This window comes from Chryseobacterium sp. SIMBA_028, from assembly GCF_046535285.1.
Classification (GTDB): Bacteria; Bacteroidota; Bacteroidia; order Flavobacteriales; family Weeksellaceae; genus Chryseobacterium.
On record NZ_JAWRWZ010000012.1, the window covers coordinates 47,955 to 69,796 of the forward strand.

Below are 21,842 nucleotides of genomic sequence, written 5' to 3' on the forward strand. Positions count from 1 at the left end.
ACGTTAGTGTTCTCTTTTTAATTAAAGGTTATCTGATTATTTAATTTTTTTAATGATTTACTTTTTCAGAAAGTACATATTGTCTTTTTTCTGAACCTCAAAACCTAATATAAAGGCCAATGATTCAATATTCTCTGCAACTGTTCCTCCCGTAAAATCGGCAGTGATCTTTTTATTTTCAATTTCCCGCGGATAATAAATTTTAGTATTGTAATTACCTTCCAAAACGGTAATCACTTCTTTTAAAGGCACATCATTAAAACTTAAGGACAATAACTCAGCAGTCTGTTTTCCGGAAGTTTTATCCGGTGCGAACGAAATAACAGCAGTGGTATGAGCAACCCCGAAGTTGGTCCATTTCTGATTGGGCTTAAGGAACGAAACAGGAACTCCTGCAGAAGATACAGCAACCTTACCTTCGTAAAGATCTACTGCTTTTTTCTTCCCGGATTGAGAGATTTTAAATACCGTTCCCAATACCTTGGTACTGAAACCGTCTGCATACACAATAAAAGGGTGTGTTTTTGATTTTGCTACCGAAAAAATAGCATCACCTTTTAAATTAACCACTCTTGTAGAGGCAGGGAATGACTTTGATACGGTAAGCTCTGCACCCCGTAATAATGTGACCACAGATCCGTCTTCCAGATAAACAATACGCTTCCCGGATTCAGCCAGATAAATATCCGGCTTAATGAATGTTTGATAAGTAAAGAGACCTCCCAACGAAAAGAGCAGAATGATGGCCGCTGCAATTTGGTAGGGATATCTTTTTAAACTTTCTATAGAAAAAGTTGTATCTGATGATTTGAAATAAGGCTCCAAACCGGAAAGGATTCTTTCTTTGGATTCTTTCATATGAACAGCATCCAGATCTTGTTCAGCATTTATCTTCCATTGTACTAAAAGTTCCTTTTCTTTTTCAGAAATGTCTTCCTCTGAGACTTCACGTGCCCAGAGCTTGAAAACAAAGGCCTCAATATTTTTATAGTTAAAATGTTTCATAAAATATTTCATAGTATTCACAGATACTTCTATCTATAAGACGATGAAAATGAAAAACTTCCCCAGCCATTTCTTAATATTTTATTCATATTAAAGCCAGATTTGGGATTATTTTCAACTTACTTTACATTTACTCAACATTAACTTCATATTTAAGCCCGGTTTTACAGAAATATTTAACCTTACCATAATTAAAGTTCACAAAAAGTTAATTTTCCTTTAGGTAATTTTGTTGCAACCCTATGAATGTAACAGACTACACTTTATTAAAGAAAATAAAATCAGGCGACCGCCCTGCATTCACGCTGCTGTATGACCGATACTGGGATAGTTTGTATCGCTTTGTCTTTGTAAGAACCAAGGATAAGGAAACTTCTGAGGAACTTCTTCAAAATCTTTGGATGAAGATCCTTGAAAATCCAGATACAATACAAACAGACGAAACTGAAAGTGCAAAAGGATACCTTCTTCGTCACCTTCATTATCGGATTCTCGATTACTATAACAGCTATAAAAAAGCACCTCCAACACTGAGTATTGATGAGTTTGAAACTCCGGAAGAACTTAATATTTCTGATACGGAATACATTGAAATGATCGAAGAAAATGAAATTTCTGCTTTATTATCTATGATTGATGAAGTAGTCTCACAACTCCCCACAACAGAACAGCAGGTATACGACATGAGAATCCGGCAGAATAGGTCTGTAAATGAGACCGCAGAAGCCTTGGGAATAAGCAATAAAACGGTAAGCAATAAACTGAGTAAAGCCCTCAATGAGGTTCGGGAGCAGCTAAATCCGGAATACAAGTCTTCCAAAAAACTGGTATCTATTCTTATGCTGATGGAAATATTGACAAGGTATTAAGAACCTTGTTTATTATCATTATATTGTCGTTAAATTACTGAAAAACAGGCAATAGCCCTGCATTAAAATTCAATATTTTAAAATCTGCCAGATCAAAGTTAATGCTTTCATCATCATTGGTAAAAACAATGGTTCTCATTCCCGCTCCTTTCGCTGCCCGAAGCCCGGAATGGCTGTCTTCAATAGCAATACAATGTTCTGGAGATACACCAAGCTTTTTAGCTGAGGTAAGATATACAGCCGGATGTGGTTTTCCCAGCTCTTCAAATTCCGATGAGTGAACACTGTCAAATAAATCCCGTATCTGAAGTTTTTCAAGAACAGCATCTGCCACCCGTAAAGGGGCATTAGTCGCTAATCCTATCTTATAATCTTTATTTTTAAGGTCTGTAATAAATTGCTGTATACCGGACATGGTACAGTCTTCGGCTTGTATAAATTCTATAACCTTAGAGACCACTTTCTGCTCTACAATAGGTACATCCAGATTTTCCCAAGGGAATTTTCCATGCCAGAATTCCGTAACCTCTTTCGTGGTCATATATTTGGTCTGCGTGGTCAAATCATCCGTAATCTGAACGCCATAGGAAGAAAAAACATCCAGTTCAGCCTTGGCCCAAAATCTCTCCGAGTCCACAAGAACTCCATCCATGTCAAATATTACTGCTTTTAAAACCATATTCCTTACCGATGAATTTAAATAATGATAACTATTGGCTGATTTTATAAACACAACGCTGCCCTCCGGAAATAATGTGATCTACCCTTTCCACTGTATAATCTTTCCCAATAAGAGACTGAAAATTGGAGAGCTCAGCACGACAGAACCCCTGGCATTCGGTGGCGGCAGCACATATCGGGCAATGGTTTTCAATCAGAAAATATTCATTGCCTTCTTTTTTCCACTCTGCCATATATCCTTCCTTGCTTCGGGCTTCTGCAAGGACTTCCAGACGTTGTTCCAGAGATTTTGTTTTGGAAATAGCCTTTTCATATCGTTCATGGGTATTTTTTTCTCTATCACTGATCAGTAAATCCAATGCATTTTCTCCTAAAAGATTTTTCACAGATTTCAGAAGCTGAACTGTTACTTCTGCATGCGTGTCCGGAAATTGAGCCAATCCCTTTTCGGTAAGGATATAATAGGTAGATGGGCGGCCTACCCCTTCACTTTTTATGACAGGTTCAATCAATCCGTTTTCCGCAAGGTTCAGTAGATGCTTTCTCGCACCCTCCTTTGTGATGGACAGTTCCTCAGAGATCAGGAGCGCAGTGGCTTCTCCTCTCATCTTCAAAAACATCAGAATGCGGTCTGCTGCCGGCTTCTTCATTTGACAATATTTAGGTTGTTTTATTTTCCAACAACAAATATAGTCATTTTCTATAATCTTTAAATTACAATATTAATCACATCATTTACAGAGTATTGCCCTTCATATCAGACCACTCAATAAAACAACTAAAAAGTTGTTTTATTTAAATATATTATTACCTTTGTCCTACATTAATCAAAAAAATAAATGCAATGAAACCATTTACACTACCTCAGCTATCCTATGCTTATGATGCTCTGGAACCTTTTATAGATAAAAATACAATGACTATTCATCATCAACGCCATCATCAGGCCTACGTGGATAATCTAAATGCTGCTTTGGAGCAAACCAATGAGACGAATCCTGACCTTGATTCATTACTACAAAGAATAAGTGAATACAGCCCTGCTGTGAGAAATAATGGTGGCGGTCATTATAACCACTCTTTATTTTGGGAAATCTTGTCCCCGCAACCTAAGCTAAACCCTGAGGGAAAACTTAATGATGCTATTATTTCAACTTTCGGAAGTCTTGAAAACCTTAAAGCAGAGATGAAGAAAGCAGGTCTTGGACAATTCGGCTCAGGATGGGTTTGGCTTTTTGTAAAATTCAATGGTTCTCTTGCCATAAGTTCTACCCCTAATCAGGATAGCCCTATGATGGACGTCCTTTCGATGAACAGAGGTTTCCCAATCCTTGGAATAGATGTTTGGGAACATGCTTACTACTTAGCTTATCAGAACAAAAGAGCAGATTATCTGGATTCATTCTGGTCTGTGTTAGACTGGGCTTCAGTAGAAAAAAAATATGAAGAAGCCCTTTCAAAAATAAGATAATACAAGAAAATATTGCAAACAATGAACACTCAAACTTTTGTCAATAAAGCAGAGGCCTCCGGTATTATTGCTTTTGACTTTTTAGACTATAAACCCACTACAGAAATTGTAGAGTTCGATATCAAGGATCATCTTTTTATGGGAATGATTGTCAAAGAAAAGGAGTTTAAAGAATCAATTGCTGCAGTGGACTATTCTGTATACAACGAAAAAGCAGTGGGGATTATTTGTTCTACTGATGCCATTATTCCGCCGTGGGCCTATATGCTCATCATGGAAAAAATATCTCCTTATGCTGTTTATGTAGATTTAAACAATGCTGAAACCATTCTGCTTGATCTCTGGAAACGCCGGATTACCTATGCAGATCTAAAACATTATAAAAATCAAAAAGTTGTGGTTAGAGCGCATACCCATCACGCCCCTGCACTTTACTTATTGGTAACCGGACTTCTAAAACCCTTGGTCAAAAGCCTGATGTATGGCGAAATAGGTTTGCCAAAAGTAATTTTCAAAAAATAAAACAAAATGAAAGCAATCATATTCAACGGATCACTGGAAAGAAGAACGGAGTCTACTTCAGGGCTTATTTCCAAATATTTATCAGAACGTCTTGCACAATCAGGAGTTCAGGCTGATATTTTCACCCTTGCGGATTCCGGGATTCCTTTATTTGATGTCACCCTTACCAAAACGCCTTTGGCTGTGGAACGTATGACTCAAATGTTTTTGGGGGCTGATCTTCATTTCTGGCTGGCTCCTATCTATCATGGAAGTATTCCGGGGGTAATGAAGAATTGCCTCGACTGGCTGGAAGTGACAGCCAACACCTATGAACCTTACCTTACAGACAAAACCGTAGGATTAGTTTGCTGGGCAGATGGTTTACAGGCCATGCACGGAATCAATGCGATGGATGTTATTGCCAAATCACTACGGGCCTGGCCACTTCCTTTTAGTGTCCCGATTGTAAGGGGTTCCTTATTTGATAATGATCATCCTACACAGATCTCTCCTCTTTATTCCGGTAAGTTTGATCAACTTATCAGCATAGCAACAACAAAGAAAATAGAAAAAACTACAATAAAGCAATCATAACATGATAGAAACAGATATACTGATCATTGGTGCCGGCCCTGCAGGGTTATTTACAGTTTTTGAAGCCGGTCTCCTTAAAATGCGTTGCCATATTATAGATGCATTGCCCCAAATGGGAGGCCAGTTATCAGAATTATATCCCAAGAAACCCATTTTTGATATTCCGGGATTTCCCAGTGTACTTGCTGGTGAACTGATTGATAATCTTTATGAACAAATCAAACAGTTTGAGCCAGGTTTTACATTCAATGAAACAGCCAGGCACCTTCTGAAACTGGAAGAAAATCTTTTTGAAGTAATTACTGATAAAGGTACCGTACATAGAGCTAAAGCAGTCATTATTGCCGGAGGCCTTGGAAGTTTTGAGCCTAAAAAACCTCCTCTTGAAGACATTTCTTTTTATGAAGACCGTGGGGTAAATTATTTCATTAAAAATCCTGAAGACTATACAGGAAAGAACGTAGTGATTGCTGGTGGTGGTGATTCTGCATTGGATTGGGCCATACATTTGGCAGAAATTGCCTCTTCCCTTACTTTGATTCACAGGAGAAATGAATTCCGAGGGGCATTGGATTCCGTGGAAAAGGTGAAAAAATTAAAACACGAGGGAAAAATCAATCTGGTAACTCCTGCAGAAGTTATTGGACTGAAAGGAAGGGATTCATTGCAGGAAATTGTTATTGAGAAAGAAGGGCTTATCCAAACTATAAAAACAGATTATTTAATCCCATTATTTGGATTGGTTCCTAAACTGGGACCTATAGCAGAATGGGGGCTGGAACTTGAAAAAAATGCCATTAAGGTAGATAATAGCACAGATTTCCAAACTAATATTTCTGGGGTTTATGCGGTAGGTGATATCAATACCTATCCTTACAAAATGAAGCTGATCCTATGTGGATTCCATGAAGCAGCCATTGCCTGCCAAAGTATTTATCAACGTCTTAATCCTAACAAAAAGTTTGTCCTGAAATATACTACAGTAAGTGGTATTGAGGGGTTTGACGGAACAAAAAAACAAGCAGAGAAGCAAGTAGTAGCAACGATTGACTAATAACCATGAAAGATGAAATTACAATCACCGTAACGGATCAAACCGGTATTCAACATACCCTGATTTGTCCGCTGGAGATGGGACTTACTTTAAAAGATATCTGTAAAGCCTATGAACTTCCCATGGAGGCTATGTGCAACGGAATGGCTATGTGTGCCACCTGCCATTGCTACATTCTCAGTGAAGCGGCCTCATTGCCTGAAAAAAATGATGTTGAAGAAGCTCTTCTCTCAGAACTGTTCACTTCTAATGCAGTCAGCAGATTAGCTTGCCAAATTTATCTGACAGCGCAAATGGATGGTCTCTCTGTGGAAATCGCAGCAGATTAACAGATTCAAAATACAAGTTTGCACAGTTTATGATGTAATAAATTGTTGAAACTGTTTTAATTAAGTTTAGTAGGGATTTCCAAAACAGTACAATGTTGAAGAAGTCCCTTTTTTTAAATACTTTAAAAATAAAGAACATGGCTATAAAAATAACGGATGCCTGTATCAACTGTGGGGCCTGTGAACCCGAATGCCCCAATTCAGCTATTTATGAGGGGGCCATTGACTGGCGTTGGCAAGACAAGACAAAGCTCTCCGGAAATGTGACATTTCCTGATGGTACAGAGGCAGATGCCAGTGCCTTTAATCAGGCTGTTTCAGATGAGGTTTATTATATTGTATCCGGAAAATGCACTGAATGTAAAGGTTTTCATGAAGAGCCACAGTGTAAAGCCGTATGTCCGGTAGATTGTTGCGTTGATGATCCTGATCATCGGGAAACTGAAGAGGTCCTACTGAACCGGCAGAGGTTTTTGCATACCTAGCTTTTAGATTTTAAATTTCGGATTAAATGTCACAATTTTAAACACTAATAACACTCTGATTGTATACGAATGAGAACTAATGATATCTACAAAACCTCCATGATTTGTATGCGTTTTCACTTGATACACCCTTATAATTTTAATAACAAATAAAGGCGGGTTTTAACCCGCCTTCAATATCAAAAATTCTTCGTCTGGCTTTAGCCCAAACCTATTTTCCTTTTATCTCATTGTATATTTTTTGCGTAAAAGGAGTATCAATATAAAGTTCTGTTCCATATTTTAAGATCGCTCCGGCAAATAATTCCAGTTCATTGTCTTTCTTCCCGGAATGAATATCCAACTGTAAAGAGGTAGGTGTTTCAAACGGAAATGTAGAAGCTTTTTCAAAAGTTTTCTCTATAATATCTTCCTGTAAATGGATTTCTTTTTTATCCGCAATCAATTTTATTTCTTTCATAATCTCTGTTGCTTCATGCTTCTGTTCTTCATCTGCGCATACCATTCCAATGGATGAATTATGCTTTGCAGTGACCATTCCAAAGCTTGCTATGAAGAAAAACTTAGTCCAGATATCGGCTAGTGAATTTTCTTTAAAATCAAAATCAATTTTACTTTCCTTAAGCAGATCTGTTACCCATTCCACATCGCAGGAAAAGTGTTCAGGATCTCTCCCCACAATCATCTTCCCGGCCTTTCCTTTATGCTCCACAGTCCCTCTTTCCTTAATATGGGAAGCTACATAAATGCAGGTTGGCAGAATAACATGATCAGGAATTACTTTTCGAATTCTGTCATAAATATCTGCTCCGTTCATCATCGGAAGTAAAACAGTATCTTTATGAATGACCTCAGAAAGCTGTTTACAAACATTTTCCAGATCATATTCCTTAACGCAGATCAATACCAAATCAGGATTCTGAATGTCATTGATATGTTCTACAACAGCATCAGGATGTGTCCGGTCATTGGGATGCTCCGGAGAAAGTAAGGTCAATCCGTTTTCCTTTACTTTATCATAGGTTTCTCCTCTGGCAACAAAAGAAACCGTATATTTTCCGAAAGCTTCATTAAGCTGATTAATTTTAAAACCAAAATATCCACCTACACCTCCTAACCCAACAACGACAATATGTTTTTTATTCATTAAATTATTTTTAACAAAGATGAATGACAAATGATAAAATATCACTTGACAAATGAAAAGAAATTACATTTTATTAATATCTCTTCTGATCCTGCTCAAAGAACTATCCTTGATTCCCAGATAGGACGCAATAACCTTTAGAGGAACATGCTGAAAAATATCAGGATCTTTCTTCATCAGATTAAAATACCTTGTGGAAGCTTTCTGGCTCGCCATTTCAATCAGCCGGTCATGGATATTGTAATAATTTAATACGAAAAGAAGCCTGCTAAATTCTCTGAATTCCGGGATATTATGAAAATTATGCTGTACATTTTCCAAACCTGTTTCCCAAAAAGTACAGTCCGTAACAGTCTGGTAAATTTCCTTGGTGGGCTGTTGCCTGAAAAACGACAGAAAATCATTAACGAAGCATGGTGCAGCATAAATATTGGTGGTAATTTCCTCATTATCTTCATTCAAAAGATACGAACGAACATACCCCTTTTCCAAAAAATAGGTCTTTGTACTAATGGTATTTTGATCAAGCAAGACCGCATTAGCCCTTAATTCAAAATGATTGAAAGTTTCCGTAATCTTTTCAACCACCTCATCTTTAATACTGAATAAGGAATGAAAATAATTATTAATTGATGATTTATCCATTCAATGCTATACTAATTTCAATGCTTTTGTCGCCATAAAAGTCGGCAGATACTTATCTATTAAAAACCTCGGATGTGGCTGCATTTCCTCTTCAAAATCTGCCATTACAAAACCCGCTTTTAATTGCCCGCCAATAAGATCCGAAAGTGTATGCCCAAAAACCAAGGCTTCTCTATTCTCCATCTTTCTGGCAATCTGTTCTTGTCCCAGATCTTTAATATCAGCATAGGGTAAAGTATATTTCGGACGGATAACTCCGTTTGCCATATCCTCAGGGCTACGATCTGCAACAAAAACAACTGGATTAAAAAAACTGGCCAGTAAAGTTCCTCCTTTTCTCAGGACTCTGTAAGCTTCTTTCCAGACAGGGTTCACATCTTCCACGTAATGGTTGGATATGGGATGGAATACAATATCAAATGACTCATTCTCAAATACACTAAGGTCTCTCATATCTCCCTGAATGGTTTTCAATGACAAACCGTCACGTTCTGCAACACGTTCATCCTGTCTTAATTGTTCTTCTGAAATATCAAAAACTACCACAGAAGCCCCTGCCGCTGCCAATACGGGAGCCTGTTGTCCTCCTGCAGAAGCCAGACATAGTATCTTTTTTCCTTTTACATCTCCCAACCATGTTTTATTCAAGGGTTTTGGGGTAAGATGAACTTCCCATTTCCCTTCTTTAGCAGCTTTAATCAGTTCTGTACTTACAGCTTTCGACCATTCATTCTGCTCCAATGCCTGCTTATTCCAGGCAGACTCATTATGGTGTAAAAAGTCTATTTTCTCTTCTTGCATATTATTATTTCTTTTTCATTGGGCATTATAAGGCACTTTACAATGCATTACATGATTCAAATATAGGTACTTTACCCCTGATTAACACTGGTTTTTTCTATATCTTAAAAGAAAACACCTGATTTAAAGCATCTTGGAAATTACTGAGGAATATAAAAATTTAAAGACTCAGGCTTAAACAATTGATAATCTACACCTTACCCCCTTTGTAACAAATACCCAACATTATCTACTAACTGATAAACAGAACGGTATGAAAAATTTATGGAACAGACTGAAAAAGATTAAAGCAGATGATGTGATACTATTTTTAACAGAAAAATCCAAAAGCAATCCTACTTTTGGAATTATAATTATTGCTCTTTCTGCGTTACTCATATTTACAGCAGGAAAAAGCTTTGGAAGGTTTCTCTATCTTATTATTAACTAGTGTTGCACGATATTGCTTCGCTTCAGTAGTGAATCTCCACTTTCATCCAATTCCTATGGTACCTAATCACTATAAATAATGAATTCAAAAACTAGGATATTTTCCCTGGAGGCCGAAATTGTGATTATTCTTTATATATTGCCTCGGGTTTCCAATTAAACTAAAAAACAAACCATAGAAAATGAATCATCTTACCCTGGAGTCAAAACGATTAACTCTACGCACATTTGGAGGTCGTGATATCTTGAATGTGCATGAAATGCTTTTAAGACCAGAAAGTACGGCATTCAACCCAACCACATACTCCGAGGATAAAAAAGAGACTGAACAATTAATCAATACCTGGCAGTTAGAATCTGATCAAGGAAAGGACAGGAAAAAATTTACTTTTTTAATAGAGGATACAATCAATCATGCATTTATTGGAATTATCGGTATTGATATTATTAAACCACACTACAGAAATGCCGAAGTCTGGTTTAAAATCAGTCCTGAAAGCTGGGGAAAAGGATATGGTACTGAGGCGCTTGACCGAATTATTCAATTTGGCTTTGAAGATCTAAAATTACATAGAGTTGAAGCAGGTTGTGCAGTAGACAATATTGCATCTTATAAAATCATGGAAAAAACAGGAATGATAAGAGAAGCACATCGTAGAAAATTGCTTCCACTAAAAAATGGTTGGAGTGATAATTATGAATATGCCATCCTGGAAGAGGATTATTTTTCAAAGATTTAACAACATATAAAAAAAGTATACTGATTTTTTCAGTATACTTTTTTTGTATAATATTCTCCGTCTAAAATTAATTAAAATGTAGAGAATTTTTGTAATGCTATTGGCTTTTCTAGATTGAAGGAGAGGGTGAATATTCTGATGGACTAAATACTCTTCCTGTTTTTACTTCCTTTATTCGGATTACTTTATTGCCTTTTTTGGTTACCTCCAGTATAATTTTTTCCTTTTTTGGATCCTTTTTATCAGAAAGTTGCAATTTATTTCCTTTTAGTTCAACAGTATCATAGTCATCATACTTCGCGGTATACCCAAGTAAGACTACCCTATCGTCATTTTTGTCTGGCTTTTTATAGCTGATGGTTTCCAATGGATAATGGGAAATAATACGTGCGCTGTACATTCCGTTAAAATCATATATTCTTTCTACAAGGTCATCAGGAGTAAAAGTAGTTAATGTTTCGGGCTCATTCTTCCAACGAAACGCTGCCATATCCCCAATAGCAGGTTCCAGGGACTCCTTTGTTATGATTGCGGGAGGAGTTAATACTTCTCTTTTAGGCATTGGTGACATTGCCTTATTTTTCTTTTTCTGTGCAGGTACTGCCATAAAAATCAACAGAAAAAACAACAAAATTTGATATTTAGCCATATTATTAGTTTTTATAGATTCAAATTATATTAATAAATCTTAGCGACTAAATTATTAAATTATTTGTTGTGATCTAACTATTTTTGTAATTTACTTCAGTCTAATCAGTATGCACTCCTTACCAGTATGGACCAGGATTTTTATTATAATTTCATTGAACCCGATCTAGTTCTTGCTGATTTCGTAGAAAATCTGGGGACATTTCATAATCGTTCAGATGAAGCAAAAGAAGTGGTAATTATTCCGGATGGGCGGGTTGATGTGTTTTTCATGCAATCTCCGTCTGAACCTTTCCATATTGCCCTTATTGGGTTGGAAACCTATCCTGAACAAAGAGATATCCCGCCACAAACCATTGCTTTTGTTGTGAGTTTCAAGCCTCTTGCTGTTGAATATATTTTAAATACTTCCATTGCTGAAATAGTAAATAGAGCAAAAGATCTTCCTGACGATTTTTGGGGATTTAAGGCTGAAGACGTGCAAAATTTTGAACGTTGCTGTATAAAGGCGACACAAAAGATAAAGGAACTTCTTCCCAAAGAAACAGATGAAAGAAAGCGTACCCTTTTTCATCTCATCTACTCATCAAAAGGAGAAATGAGTGTGAAAGAACTTTCGGAAAATGTAGGCTGGAGCAGCAGACAAATAAACAGGTATTTCACAAAGCAACTAGGCTTGTCATTAAAAGCCTACTCCACAATTTTACGTTTCAGAGCATCTTTGGAACACATCGTTAAGGGAAAGCTTTTCCCTGAACTTAATTATACAGATCAAAATCATTTCATCAAGGAGGTGAAGAAATTTTCCGGAGTTGCTCCCAAGGAATTATCTCAAAATAAAAACGACCGATTTGTACTATTATCAGTATTAAAAGGCAAGTAATTTTGTCCTGTAAAATTTAAAATAAAATGCTGATAAACAATAAATCAATAGCAATCGTTGGAGGAGGCCCTGCGGGACTTACTCTGGCAAGACTTTTACAGCTGAAAAATGCCCATGTAAAGGTATATGAAAGAGATCTTAATAAATATGCCCGTGTACAAGGCTCTCCTCTTGACATGCATGAAGATTCGGGGCTGGCTGCTTTGCGTAAAGCTGATTTGCTTGAAGAATTTAAAAAATCATACCGCCCCGGCGCAGATAAAACACTGATTGTGAACGAACAGGCAGAAATTCTTTTCAGTGATCATGAAGCAAAGCCTGATGAAGATTTTGGAGCCGAGCATTTTCGCCCTGAAATAGACCGGGGACCACTCAGAAATATGCTGCTGGACTCTTTACAACCGGAAACAGTGGTATGGGATAGCCATTTTATATCCATGAAACCTCACAATGAAGGTTGGTTACTTCATTTCAAAAACGGGACATCGGCTTATGCAGATCTTGTAATTGCTGCAGATGGGGCCCATTCTAAAATTCGTCCTTACCTTACCAATAATCAACCAGTCTATTCCGGGATTATTATGTTAGAAGGAAATGTTTCAAAAGAAAATGCACCAAATATTGATGCTTTGATAAAAGGTGGTAAAATAATGGCATTCGGAAATACCAAAAATATATTGATGGGCCAAAAAGGCAATGGTGATCTTGGTTTCTATGCAAGCTTTAAGGCAGATGAAAACTGGGCTGTACACAGCGCCCTGAATTTTTCTGATCGTGCAGATATCCTGGAATGGTTTAAAAAAGAATATTCTGAATGGAGCAATATATGGCATGAATTATTTACAAATGCTGCTACCCCGTTTATTCCGCGTCCCATTTACTATATGCCTTTAGATCAGACTTGGGAAACAAAGGCCAATGTAACTCTGTTGGGTGATGCCGCCCACGTAATGCCTCCATTTGCAGGAGAAGGAGCCAATATGGCAATGCTTGATGCACTGGAATTAAGTGAACATTTGACCAATAATAATTACAGCACCTTGGAGGAAGCTCTTCATCATTATGAAACTAAAATGGGTAAGCGGGCTGCCATTGCTACCCAGGAATCTCTTGAAAATGGAGAGAGAATGCATTCTAAACAGGCATTAACAACCATGCTGGAATTCTTTAGTGGACATTGAAACTTATTATAAAAAGGCTGCCTCAAATAATGAGACAGCCCCTTTTTCCCTCTTAAAAATAAAGATCTTTCTCTCCGCTAGATTCTGATTTTGGAGACCATTTGTGTTTTTTATTATACTAGGTATTTTATAAATTTTACAATGCTTTATTAGCATTACTATTATTTATAATCACAATTAATACGCTATTGGTTATTTATTTTCAATAATTCCTTTACAAATGTATATTTTAAAATCAGAAATTTGAAAAAACTCCCTACTACACCAATACAGCATCGAATAAAATAAATTGATTATCAGATTATTATAAAAAAACAACATGCTATCCAAACTTGTACTAAAAAAAATATTCTGATCTACAATCGCAATATAAATACTCTCTAAAGCAATTCTTGACAGTGCTATATTTTAAAATAATTAAAGTCTAAAAAAGAAGATCAGGCATCAACATCATCCATAATATGTATAAATTTTTGAATTTACCCTCAAAAATATAACAATCTATTTTTCAATTAATTAACTTAACAATTCAGAGCTGTAGTATTCGTGTAGTACTGTTTTTTTTCTTCTTTTAGGTAAAAATCATCATATTTGAACAAGAGACCACTATAAAAATATAGTGGTGGAAAAAAAATATTTCGAACGCTGTCTGATTGTGATGATTCAGGCAGTTTTTTTTGCAGTTAATTCAGATCATCAAAAAATTGATAAATGTCCGTTTCTGTTGGAATATGAAGTCTTTTTCTAATCCTGTATTTTTTCTGCTGAACGGTTCTATGTTGAATAAGAGTATAGCTGGCAATCTCCTTTGAGGTAAAATGCAATTTTAACATGGCGCAAAAAGCCAATTCAGAATCCTCAAGATTAGGATTAATATGTAAAAGTTTATTGATGAGTTCCGGATATACTTCTTTAAACAGACTAAGAAACTCAGGATCATTTCTTCTGCCTAATTCCATCACTTCAGTCTGGCTCTTATCATTTATGCGGTTTTTTAACTCCTCAGATTCTGTTCTGAGTGTGTCTTTCCTTTTTCTAAGCAAACTTATGATTCTCCATGCATACACAGCCAGCAACGAAAGAACTGCAAGAGATAATAAAATTACCCATTGTACATTTCTCCCATGATTTTCTGAATCGTTCTTTGTTTCTGCTATAAAGGACTCCATATCCTTGTTGATGGTTTTCAGGATGGCTGTATTATTTCTATTTTTTGCCTCAGTATAAGCATTTAAATAAAAATAAGCTTTTCCATTGTCTCCTTTATTCTCGTATACCGACCTCAGATCATTATAAATATACTTGGTATAGTAAGCATAGATACGTTTTGTTTTGTTATCTATTTCCAGAGCTTTTTTAAGGACTTCCTCGGCCTTATCATATTGCTTGTCTGCAAGATAATATTCTCCCATAATGGTATTGGCATAAAGAGCTACTCCATCTTTCTTCCCACTTGCATTGGCTTTATTGTAGGCAATGGTTACATATTTATAGGCAGAATCCATATTTTTATGCATGTATATGTAATCCCCTATGGCACAGTCTGCCAACCCTGAATCGTCTAGTTTTCTGGCCTTCTGAAAGGACTCCAGTGCTTTTGTATACTGATTTTTTTTAATAAGATAGGTTCCCTGTCTGAGGTAAATATTAAAAAGGATATTGTTTTTCAGTTCTGAGTTTCCACTTTTTATAATAAGATTTAAAGCTTTATTATTGTATTCAAAGGCCTTATCCCCTCTCCCCATCTCTAAATTGAAACGGCCGTACGCGTTATAAAACCTGGATTGATGAATCCTATTTTCTGAGTTTTTTAGAATGGCCTCTGCATCGTTAAAAAATGACTGAGATTTTTGATAGTTTTCCAATGAAATATTGACTTCGGCGAGATTGATATAACAGAGTGCCTTACCCTCATCATACCCCATACTTTCTGCCTTTCTATAAAACTGTTTATTAAGGTTGACAAGGGAATCGTATTCACCGGCAAGTCTAAATTCCTCATTCTGTTTCATGAGAGGAGCATCAAAAATTTTCTCGTATTCTTTCGAATCCGGGTTACAGGAAATGAGGATAATTAGTAAAATAAAAAGAAGAATACGTATCATAGCACCTTTACCATCTAAATTGAATTAGGTATAAATTATGATTTAAAAATGATTTTATTACACTCAATGATGTTACATTTTGTTTATATATCAGATCTAATTAACTTTTAATAGTTCTTTTAGTGATCCAGCCTATCAAAAAAAGCATAAATATCCTCTTCACCGGTAATGTTAAGCCTTTTTCTGATTCTATATTTCTTTTGCTGTACAGACCGATGCTGTACAAAGGTATAATCAGCTATTTCTTTGGATGAAAAATGGAGCTTTAACATGGCACAGAATGCCAGTTCAGAGTTTTCCAGATCAGGATTAATCTTCAGAAGTGCAGTGATGAAATCCGGATATACTTCCTTAAACCTCTTTAAAAAAGAAGAATCATTTTTTTGGGCCAGCTCGGTGACTTCCTGCAGCATCTTAGTTTGCACATGATTTTTCAGCTCTTCGGTTTCCTCTTTTAATGTTTTCTTTTTTATCTTTTGCTGCTTTATCATTTTTTGCACATAAATACCGGAAATAGCAAGTACTGTAATCGATAATGCAATAAGAAAGGGTAAATCATTTTTATGCCAATCGGATTCTTTCTTCATTTCTGTGATAAAGCTTTCCGTAGCCTTATTCATGGTGGCCAATCGTGCCGTATCAAGTCTATTCTCCTCTTCCATGTATTTTTTCAAATAGTAGTAAGCCTTCCCGCCATCATTCTTTTTCTTGTAGAGTTCTGCCAAAGATTTATATACTCCACTGATATGAGTAGAATAAGTACGTTTGGTCTTTATATTAATGTCCAGAGCTTTTTTAAGGGCTATTTCAGCCTCATCATTATCATTGATTTCATTATAATAATATCCCATGGTATAGTAAACCCAAAGAGATTCTACATCGCTGGTCTTTTGGCTGAGCATCTTTTGGTCTGCTATCGCAATGTAAGGGTCCGCTAGTTTCGGCTCGTGCACAAACAGGTAGTATTGAGCAACCATACAATTACTATAAGCCGAATTTTCCAATTCATTGGCCTTTAGAAAAGACTTCAGCGAAGTGCCTTTCCAGCCTTTCCATGCAAAGTAGATTCCTTTATTGATGTAAAGTCTCGGCAAAAGCTTGTTTTTAAGATCTGAGTCCTTAGCATTCTTTAGATAAGAAAATGCTTTGTTATTGCATCCTACAGCCTTGTCATATAATTTGAGATGGGAGTAATATTGGCTGTAGTTATTATAAAATGTAGCTTTGTGATAGTTATTTTCAGAATTTTCAAGGTCTTTTTCTGCTTTGTTGAAGAAAAACAGTGCTTTTTCATAGTTACCTGCTGATACATTTACCCCTGCAATATTAAGATAACAAAGCCCTTTTCCCTCTTTATACTTCATTTTAGAAGCTTTTTGTAGATATTTCAGATTGAGTTGGACAAGAGCTTCATATTCACCAGAAAGCTGTAGCTCTGCACTTTTCCTGAGTAAGGAAATATCAAAATTTTCTTTCTCTTCATCCTGAGATTTTGAGCTACATGAAAACATATGCAATAACAAACCTATACACCATGTATACATTAATACTTTCCTCAAGATTATTGAAGATACTTTATTATTCTTACTAATTGTCAATTTTAATTTCCCCTTTTATCTGTCGCGTTCCATATACCTACCTGAACATTAATTTAATAACTTATCATACTGTAATTAAATAATCATCTTAGCAACATTTGTTATAAATATACTGAATTTATCTATAAATTATTGTATAAAATCATTCCAATCTAAAAAAAACAACGTAATAATCATTCAAAAATTATTTATGTTGAGTAGATATTTCAGTATTTTCTACAGCTTTAACGACTCCCATAACGTTCTAATTTTTGTAGGTGTAAGATTGGAAAATATTTTATTTCTTCATTCTTTAATAAGACTATGCGAAAGTAAAATTGTTACAAATTTCTTATTTTATTGGAAAACCCGATCAATACAACAAACTTTAGGGTTTTCATAAAGAACAAGTCCAAAACTATCTGCATATTTGCTTAGTAAAGCCGTGTAACCTTAATTGCAAACAACCATGAATATTGAATATCGAAATCTTTTACCAAACGAAAGTAAAGCATATAGGGCGATCCGTCTAGAAAGTCTTGAAAAATTTCCGGAATCATTTGGTGCCAATTACCTGGAAGCCCTGAAGACTGAAAAATTCAGGATAGAAAATGATATAGAGAATCAGTCATTAGAAAGATTTGTATTTGGAGCATTTGTTGATCAGAAGCTTATTGGTATCTGTGCTTTCGTTAAGGATGAAAATAGTACAGGAAATATCTACCAGATGTATGTAAGAGAGGGATTTCAGGGGAAAAATATCGGATCTGGATTAATACAGGCTATCATCAATGAAGCCCATAGCAGATTTAAAGGAATTGAGGTCGTTCTGGAAGTAACTCCGAAAAATGACAGGGCTTATCATTTATATAAAAAAATGGGGTTTCAGGAAGTAATTGATGAAAAAAATTCTGCAAGCAATATTGTTATGAAATATTTCACCTAAAACAAAAAAGAACTACTTTCTGTAGTTCTTTTTTGTTTGTGACCCGGCTGGGATTCGAACCCAGGACCCATACATTAAAAGTGTATTGCTCTACCAGCTGAGCTACCGAGTCGGCCACTTACTTTTTCAAGTAAATCCCTTTGTTTAAGGGACTGCAAAGATAGAAACTTTTTTCTCCAATCCAACTTTTTCGCCTTAAAAATCTTAAAATTATTTCTAAAGCACAGAGATACAATAAGATTAATTTTCATGGATTTTTAGCATCTTGTATAAAAAGGAAATTCCTATGATAGGGTGTAAAGAAAATAAAAAATGGATTACCAAATATTGATAATCCATTTGCTTGTGAACCCACTGGTACAAAACTCGAACTCCTTACTGGAAGATTTGAGGCAATTAAACCAGCGAAAAGATATTAAAAAATCATTCGGATACAGTTACTCCAAACATTCACAAACCGAGAGTTGTTCAATCCTAAACTCAATAATCTATTTGAAAAAAGAGATTAGAAGATTCGGAAACCATTTTAATTCTGAATAAAGTATGTAATGCATCATTAGCTTACCCCTACTTCTTCAAATTATTGCATTTTTTATTCTTTAGATTTCTGTTTACTTTTTCGTTGAAAAGCAAAATATATAATAATTGCACTAATAGCCATTAAAATGGATGCTAGAAAAAATGGCGCTCCTGAAAATTCAAATGGTGCTTTATCATGTGTAAAATAATAGAATAAGTTTGTTATAATCGGAGGACCTATAATAGAAGTAGCACTCACTAAACTTGCTAAAGCTCCCTGAAGCTCGCCCTGCTCATTTGAAGGAACATTTTTACTAATTATTGATTGTAGTGCGGGGCCGCAGATTCCTCCCAAAGAATAAGGGATAAGGAAAACAAACATCAGCCATCCTTGATTAGTAAAGGCAAATAGCATGAGTCCCAAGGCATAGAATAACAACCCAAAATATACACTTTTCTGTTCTCCTAATTTTGGGGTTGTCCATCTTATTAGAACTCCTTGTACTAATCCAATCAATAAACCAAGTAAACCAAGTGATAAACCTACAGTTCGTTCCGTCCAATTGAATTTATACATGGTAAAGAAATGCCAGTTGCTCTGTACGGCATGAAGAGCAACATAGACCAAAATTAAAGCAAGGACAAGGTTTGATATTTTTGATTGTTTTCTCAAAAAATTAAATGTTCCGATAGGGTTGGCCCTTTTCCAGTTAAATGATCGACGTTTATCTTTTTCTAAACTTTCTGGTAGTATAAGCAACCCGTAAAGAAAATTCACCATGCATAATATAGCAGCAACATAAAAAGGAACTCTTGCTCCATAATGCCCAAGTAAACCACCGATGACCGGGCCTAAAATAAACCCTAATCCAAAAGCAGCACCTATTAAGCCGAAATTTTTGGTTCTATCTTCATCGGTGGATATATCAGCTATATATGCACTAGCTGTTGAAATAGTAGCCCCAGTAAGCCCAGCAATAATTCTTCCAAAAAACAACCAACCAATAGAAGGCGCAAGTGCTAATAGTATATAGTCCATCGCAAAACCAAGAAGAGAAATTAAAATAATGGGTCGCCTTCCATATTTATCACTGAGATTACCCACTATAGGTGCAAATATAAATTGCGTCATAGCATAGACGAAGCCGAGCCACCCTCCATATTTAGCAGCTTCACTAAGATCACTATGGATAAGTTCTCCAATGAGTTTAGGAACCACAGGAAGTATAATTCCCCAACCTGTAATATCAATCAACAACGTGATAAATATAAATCTGATAGCTGCTTTTTTACCTGTTTTTTTCATGCTGTAAAATTAAACAGAGATAAAAAGAAGGTATTGACAATTTAATGGAGTTTACATACAATCTGAAAGCTAATAATCTTCAGCGACCTGTAAATAGTTTAGATATATAAACGAATATAAATTATTATGCGTTTCTATACGTTTTTGGCGATACTCCTACTATTCTTTTAAAGTATCTGCAAAAGACACTTGTTTCTTCAAAATGAAGCTCATTGCTAATTTCTTTAATTGATAAATTAGAAGATTTTAATAATGTTTTAGCATTCAGAATTGTGATATGATCAATCCACTGTAATACAGATTTTCCAGTTTTCTGTTTTAGGAAAGTAGAAAGATATTGTGGTGTTAAATGTAGCTTTCCAGCATAAAATGCAACGCTTCTTTGTTGGCTAGCATGCTTTGAAATTAGTAAATAAAATTCATCTATAATCTCATGTGTGCGGTTTTTTACTAAGCTTTTGTTATTCGGTAAATTAGAATATACTTCAGAAATCATACTAATTAGAACCATAACAAGATGCCGCAGCATTTGTGTCTTATTAGAACTCGGTTTTTTATTATAGAAATTTTGTATAAGTGCTAATAATTCATTTTGGAGCTTTACGTCTTCGGGTTGAAGCCTGATAATTGGTTGCCATCTAATTTGATTATTCATTACAAACTCACGTAGAATAGGAAATTCTGTAATAAAATCTAATGAAAGACCAATTGTTACTATTTTTGCATCTTCACTCAATGACTTTGTATCAATCATCAGTTGCGGTTGTAAAATAGCAATATCACCCGTGTTTATTTCATACTCTAAAAAATGAATTTGTGATTTCATGGATCCTTGTACCATAAACCCTAGTAATAAACCATCAAATAGGCGACTATGAGTTGTATATTTCTTCTTTGGGTCATTTTGTTGACTAAGAATAACGATCCCTTCCGTCTTTTTTGAAAGATCGAGATTGTACAATTTATAGACATTGTCCAAAGTTATAAATAAAGCCATGTACAAATATCCAAAACGAAGTTGAAAAAGTAATAAAATAAATTAGATAATAGCAGTTTTACTGTCTAAAAATGGGGCGTCTACAAAATTATGAGGTGGATTTTGTATACCCATCCTTTTTTAGCAAGCCATTCCTAACACTTTCCCGTACTACCACTAATGTCTATTGAAGATGAAGTTGGTTTGTATTTTCCTATGAGTGATTTAATTCTTTCAAATACAACCATTCCTTTGTCAAGCCGAGTTTCTGCAAATCGAACCCCGGTTCTCAACCCGCTTGAAATAAAAAAGCCTTAACTTTCGTTAAGGCTCTTGTGACCCGGCTGGGATTCGAACCCAGGACCCATACATTAAAAGTGTATTGCTCTACCAGCTGAGCTACCGAGTCGGCCACTTACTTTTTCAGCAAATCCCTTTGTTTAAGGGACTGCAAAGATAGAAACTTTTCTTTTCAATCCAACTTTTTTACCTTAAAAATCTTAAAATTAATTCTAAAGCACAGAAATACAATGAGATTAATTTTCATGAGTTTTAAGGACCTCATATAAAAAGTAAATTCTGATAATATGGTTTAGGAAAAATAAAAAAAGGATTATCAAATATTGATAATCCTTTTGCTTGTGACCCGGCTGGGATTCGAACCCAGGACCCATACATTAAAAGTGTATTGCTCTACCAGCTGAGCTACCGAGTCGGCCACTTACTTTTCAGTAAATCCCTTTATTTAGGGGACTGCAAAGATATAATTTTTTCCTTTACCCCTACTCTTTTTCTTATGTTTTTTACTTTTAAATCTCTCATTCATGAGGATTTTACATTCCTTGTAATTGTGGTCATCATACCAAAACACTGATAAAGGGTTAGTTGCAAAGAAAAAATGCTATATGAAGCTTTCATATAGCATTCTAAAATTGTAGGTCGAAATT

At 35.5% G+C, this 21,842-nt stretch carries 23 protein-coding genes and 3 tRNA genes; 12 read left to right on the forward strand and 14 right to left on the reverse strand.

Going from position 1 to position 21,842, the window contains the following annotated elements; translation table 11 throughout:
* Positions 1–57 precede the first annotated feature (57 nt).
* Complete coding sequence (locus SCA31_RS16545; RefSeq protein WP_410698053.1) at positions 58–1,005, reverse strand: FecR family protein; 948 nt, start codon at positions 1,003–1,005, stop codon at positions 58–60.
* Between the two features lie 242 nt (positions 1,006–1,247).
* On the opposite strand from SCA31_RS16545, the gene SCA31_RS16550 reads away from it, so the two are divergent.
* Positions 1,248–1,874, forward strand: a complete 627-nt coding sequence (locus tag SCA31_RS16550; RefSeq protein ID WP_410698054.1) for an RNA polymerase sigma factor — start codon at positions 1,248–1,250, stop codon at positions 1,872–1,874.
* Between the two features lie 34 nt (positions 1,875–1,908).
* Here the strand turns inward: SCA31_RS16550 and hxpB are convergent, their stop codons facing one another.
* Both hxpB and SCA31_RS16560 read right to left on the reverse strand, forming a co-directional pair.
* Positions 1,909–2,553 carry a hexitol phosphatase HxpB gene (hxpB, locus tag SCA31_RS16555; RefSeq protein WP_410698055.1) on the reverse strand — a complete coding sequence of 215 codons (645 nt, stop codon included), beginning with the start codon at positions 2,551–2,553 and terminating at the stop codon, positions 1,909–1,911.
* A 31-nt stretch (positions 2,554–2,584) separates the two neighbouring features.
* Positions 2,585–3,205, reverse strand: coding sequence for a helix-turn-helix transcriptional regulator (locus SCA31_RS16560; RefSeq protein WP_410698056.1), 621 nt, complete (start codon positions 3,203–3,205; stop codon positions 2,585–2,587).
* A gap of 194 nt (positions 3,206–3,399) precedes the next feature.
* On the opposite strand from SCA31_RS16560, the gene SCA31_RS16565 reads away from it, so the two are divergent.
* The 6 genes from SCA31_RS16565 to SCA31_RS16590 all read left to right on the forward strand — a co-directional run bounded on the left by SCA31_RS16565 (position 3,400) and on the right by SCA31_RS16590 (position 6,992).
* Positions 3,400–4,026, forward strand: a complete 627-nt coding sequence (locus tag SCA31_RS16565) for a superoxide dismutase (protein ID WP_410698058.1) — start codon at positions 3,400–3,402, stop codon at positions 4,024–4,026.
* A 21-nt stretch (positions 4,027–4,047) separates the two neighbouring features.
* Positions 4,048–4,548, forward strand: coding sequence for a DUF2480 family protein (locus SCA31_RS16570; RefSeq protein WP_410698059.1), 501 nt, complete (start codon positions 4,048–4,050; stop codon positions 4,546–4,548).
* Positions 4,549–4,554: 6 nt separating this feature from the next.
* The gene (locus tag SCA31_RS16575) at positions 4,555–5,124 is read left to right on the forward strand and encodes an NADPH-dependent FMN reductase (protein ID WP_410698060.1); all 570 of its coding nucleotides are present in this window, start codon (positions 4,555–4,557) and stop codon (positions 5,122–5,124) included.
* Position 5,125: 1 nt separating this feature from the next.
* Positions 5,126–6,178: an NAD(P)/FAD-dependent oxidoreductase gene (locus tag SCA31_RS16580; RefSeq protein WP_410698061.1), complete on the forward strand. Its 1,053-nt coding sequence runs from the start codon at positions 5,126–5,128 to the stop codon at positions 6,176–6,178.
* Positions 6,179–6,183: 5 nt separating this feature from the next.
* Complete coding sequence (locus SCA31_RS16585; protein WP_410698062.1) at positions 6,184–6,507, forward strand: 2Fe-2S iron-sulfur cluster-binding protein; 324 nt, start codon at positions 6,184–6,186, stop codon at positions 6,505–6,507.
* A gap of 137 nt (positions 6,508–6,644) precedes the next feature.
* Positions 6,645–6,992 carry a 4Fe-4S dicluster domain-containing protein gene (locus SCA31_RS16590; RefSeq protein ID WP_410698063.1) on the forward strand — a complete coding sequence of 116 codons (348 nt, stop codon included), beginning with the start codon at positions 6,645–6,647 and terminating at the stop codon, positions 6,990–6,992.
* Between the two features lie 211 nt (positions 6,993–7,203).
* Here the strand turns inward: SCA31_RS16590 and SCA31_RS16595 are convergent, their stop codons facing one another.
* The 3 genes from SCA31_RS16595 to SCA31_RS16605 form a co-directional block, all read right to left on the reverse strand.
* Complete coding sequence (locus tag SCA31_RS16595; protein ID WP_410698064.1) at positions 7,204–8,139, reverse strand: ketopantoate reductase family protein; 936 nt, start codon at positions 8,137–8,139, stop codon at positions 7,204–7,206.
* A gap of 63 nt (positions 8,140–8,202) precedes the next feature.
* Positions 8,203–8,784, reverse strand: a complete 582-nt coding sequence (locus SCA31_RS16600; protein ID WP_410698065.1) for a Crp/Fnr family transcriptional regulator — start codon at positions 8,782–8,784, stop codon at positions 8,203–8,205.
* Positions 8,785–8,790: 6 nt separating this feature from the next.
* Positions 8,791–9,585, reverse strand: coding sequence for a class I SAM-dependent methyltransferase (locus SCA31_RS16605; RefSeq protein ID WP_410698066.1), 795 nt, complete (start codon positions 9,583–9,585; stop codon positions 8,791–8,793).
* Positions 9,586–9,838: 253 nt separating this feature from the next.
* Here SCA31_RS16605 and SCA31_RS16610 point away from each other — a divergent pair, with 253 nt between their 5' ends.
* The gene (locus tag SCA31_RS16610; protein ID WP_410698068.1) at positions 9,839–10,015 is read left to right on the forward strand and encodes a hypothetical protein; all 177 of its coding nucleotides are present in this window, start codon (positions 9,839–9,841) and stop codon (positions 10,013–10,015) included.
* A gap of 181 nt (positions 10,016–10,196) precedes the next feature.
* Complete coding sequence (locus SCA31_RS16615) at positions 10,197–10,754, forward strand: GNAT family N-acetyltransferase (protein WP_410698069.1); 558 nt, start codon at positions 10,197–10,199, stop codon at positions 10,752–10,754.
* A 109-nt stretch (positions 10,755–10,863) separates the two neighbouring features.
* Here the strand turns inward: SCA31_RS16615 and SCA31_RS16620 are convergent, their stop codons facing one another.
* Entirely contained in the window at positions 10,864–11,403 is a 540-nt protein-coding gene (locus SCA31_RS16620) for a hypothetical protein (protein WP_410698070.1), read from the reverse strand.
* Positions 11,404–11,529: 126 nt separating this feature from the next.
* On the opposite strand from SCA31_RS16620, the gene SCA31_RS16625 reads away from it, so the two are divergent.
* Both SCA31_RS16625 and SCA31_RS16630 read left to right on the forward strand, forming a co-directional pair.
* Positions 11,530–12,285: a helix-turn-helix domain-containing protein gene (locus tag SCA31_RS16625; protein WP_410698071.1), complete on the forward strand. Its 756-nt coding sequence runs from the start codon at positions 11,530–11,532 to the stop codon at positions 12,283–12,285.
* Positions 12,286–12,311: 26 nt separating this feature from the next.
* Entirely contained in the window at positions 12,312–13,466 is a 1,155-nt protein-coding gene (locus tag SCA31_RS16630) for an FAD-dependent oxidoreductase (protein WP_410698072.1), read from the forward strand.
* A 683-nt stretch (positions 13,467–14,149) separates the two neighbouring features.
* On the opposite strand, the gene SCA31_RS16635 is transcribed toward SCA31_RS16630, so the two are convergent.
* Positions 14,150–15,478: a tetratricopeptide repeat protein gene (locus SCA31_RS16635; protein ID WP_410698073.1), complete on the reverse strand. Its 1,329-nt coding sequence runs from the start codon at positions 15,476–15,478 to the stop codon at positions 14,150–14,152.
* A gap of 212 nt (positions 15,479–15,690) precedes the next feature.
* Complete coding sequence (locus SCA31_RS16640; RefSeq protein ID WP_410698075.1) at positions 15,691–17,130, reverse strand: tetratricopeptide repeat protein; 1,440 nt, start codon at positions 17,128–17,130, stop codon at positions 15,691–15,693.
* A gap of 487 nt (positions 17,131–17,617) precedes the next feature.
* On the opposite strand from SCA31_RS16640, the gene SCA31_RS16645 reads away from it, so the two are divergent.
* The gene (locus tag SCA31_RS16645; RefSeq protein WP_410698076.1) at positions 17,618–18,094 is read left to right on the forward strand and encodes a GNAT family N-acetyltransferase; all 477 of its coding nucleotides are present in this window, start codon (positions 17,618–17,620) and stop codon (positions 18,092–18,094) included.
* Positions 18,095–18,133: 39 nt separating this feature from the next.
* Here SCA31_RS16645 and SCA31_RS16650 read toward each other — a convergent pair.
* From SCA31_RS16650 to SCA31_RS16670, 5 genes are all read right to left on the reverse strand, one after another.
* A tRNA-Lys gene (locus SCA31_RS16650) sits at positions 18,134–18,206 on the reverse strand.
* Between the two features lie 480 nt (positions 18,207–18,686).
* On the reverse strand, positions 18,687–19,919 hold the full coding sequence (locus SCA31_RS16655; RefSeq protein ID WP_410698077.1) for a TCR/Tet family MFS transporter: 1,233 nt from the start codon (positions 19,917–19,919) through the stop codon (positions 18,687–18,689).
* A gap of 124 nt (positions 19,920–20,043) precedes the next feature.
* Positions 20,044–20,916, reverse strand: a complete 873-nt coding sequence (locus SCA31_RS16660) for a helix-turn-helix domain-containing protein (protein WP_410698078.1) — start codon at positions 20,914–20,916, stop codon at positions 20,044–20,046.
* Between the two features lie 315 nt (positions 20,917–21,231).
* Positions 21,232–21,304, reverse strand: a tRNA-Lys gene (locus SCA31_RS16665).
* Between the two features lie 233 nt (positions 21,305–21,537).
* Positions 21,538–21,610 (reverse strand) — tRNA-Lys (locus SCA31_RS16670).
* Between the last annotated feature and the right edge of the window lie 232 nt (positions 21,611–21,842).

Bases quoted from the DNA above. Each gene is read 5' to 3' on its own strand.
- SCA31_RS16545 (WP_410698053.1), bottom strand. From the start codon at position 1,005: ATGAAACATTTTAACTATAAAAATATTGAGGCCTTTGTTTTCAAGCTC.
- SCA31_RS16550 (WP_410698054.1), top strand. From the start codon at position 1,248: ATGAATGTAACAGACTACACTTTATTAAAGAAAATAAAATCAGGCGAC.
- hxpB (WP_410698055.1), bottom strand. From the start codon at position 2,553: ATGGTTTTAAAAGCAGTAATATTTGACATGGATGGAGTTCTTGTGGAC.
- SCA31_RS16560 (WP_410698056.1), bottom strand. From the start codon at position 3,205: ATGAAGAAGCCGGCAGCAGACCGCATTCTGATGTTTTTGAAGATGAGA.
- SCA31_RS16565 (WP_410698058.1), top strand. From the start codon at position 3,400: ATGAAACCATTTACACTACCTCAGCTATCCTATGCTTATGATGCTCTG.
- SCA31_RS16570 (WP_410698059.1), top strand. From the start codon at position 4,048: ATGAACACTCAAACTTTTGTCAATAAAGCAGAGGCCTCCGGTATTATT.
- SCA31_RS16575 (WP_410698060.1), top strand. From the start codon at position 4,555: ATGAAAGCAATCATATTCAACGGATCACTGGAAAGAAGAACGGAGTCT.
- SCA31_RS16580 (WP_410698061.1), top strand. From the start codon at position 5,126: ATGATAGAAACAGATATACTGATCATTGGTGCCGGCCCTGCAGGGTTA.
- SCA31_RS16585 (WP_410698062.1), top strand. From the start codon at position 6,184: ATGAAAGATGAAATTACAATCACCGTAACGGATCAAACCGGTATTCAA.
- SCA31_RS16590 (WP_410698063.1), top strand. From the start codon at position 6,645: ATGGCTATAAAAATAACGGATGCCTGTATCAACTGTGGGGCCTGTGAA.
- SCA31_RS16595 (WP_410698064.1), bottom strand. From the start codon at position 8,139: ATGAATAAAAAACATATTGTCGTTGTTGGGTTAGGAGGTGTAGGTGGA.
- SCA31_RS16600 (WP_410698065.1), bottom strand. From the start codon at position 8,784: ATGGATAAATCATCAATTAATAATTATTTTCATTCCTTATTCAGTATT.
- SCA31_RS16605 (WP_410698066.1), bottom strand. From the start codon at position 9,585: ATGCAAGAAGAGAAAATAGACTTTTTACACCATAATGAGTCTGCCTGG.
- SCA31_RS16610 (WP_410698068.1), top strand. From the start codon at position 9,839: ATGAAAAATTTATGGAACAGACTGAAAAAGATTAAAGCAGATGATGTG.
- SCA31_RS16615 (WP_410698069.1), top strand. From the start codon at position 10,197: ATGAATCATCTTACCCTGGAGTCAAAACGATTAACTCTACGCACATTT.
- SCA31_RS16620 (WP_410698070.1), bottom strand. From the start codon at position 11,403: ATGGCTAAATATCAAATTTTGTTGTTTTTTCTGTTGATTTTTATGGCA.
- SCA31_RS16625 (WP_410698071.1), top strand. From the start codon at position 11,530: ATGGACCAGGATTTTTATTATAATTTCATTGAACCCGATCTAGTTCTT.
- SCA31_RS16630 (WP_410698072.1), top strand. From the start codon at position 12,312: ATGCTGATAAACAATAAATCAATAGCAATCGTTGGAGGAGGCCCTGCG.
- SCA31_RS16635 (WP_410698073.1), bottom strand. From the start codon at position 15,478: ATGAAACAGAATGAGGAATTTAGACTTGCCGGTGAATACGATTCCCTT.
- SCA31_RS16645 (WP_410698076.1), top strand. From the start codon at position 17,618: ATGAATATTGAATATCGAAATCTTTTACCAAACGAAAGTAAAGCATAT.
- SCA31_RS16655 (WP_410698077.1), bottom strand. From the start codon at position 19,919: ATGAAAAAAACAGGTAAAAAAGCAGCTATCAGATTTATATTTATCACG.
- SCA31_RS16660 (WP_410698078.1), bottom strand. From the start codon at position 20,916: ATGGCTTTATTTATAACTTTGGACAATGTCTATAAATTGTACAATCTC.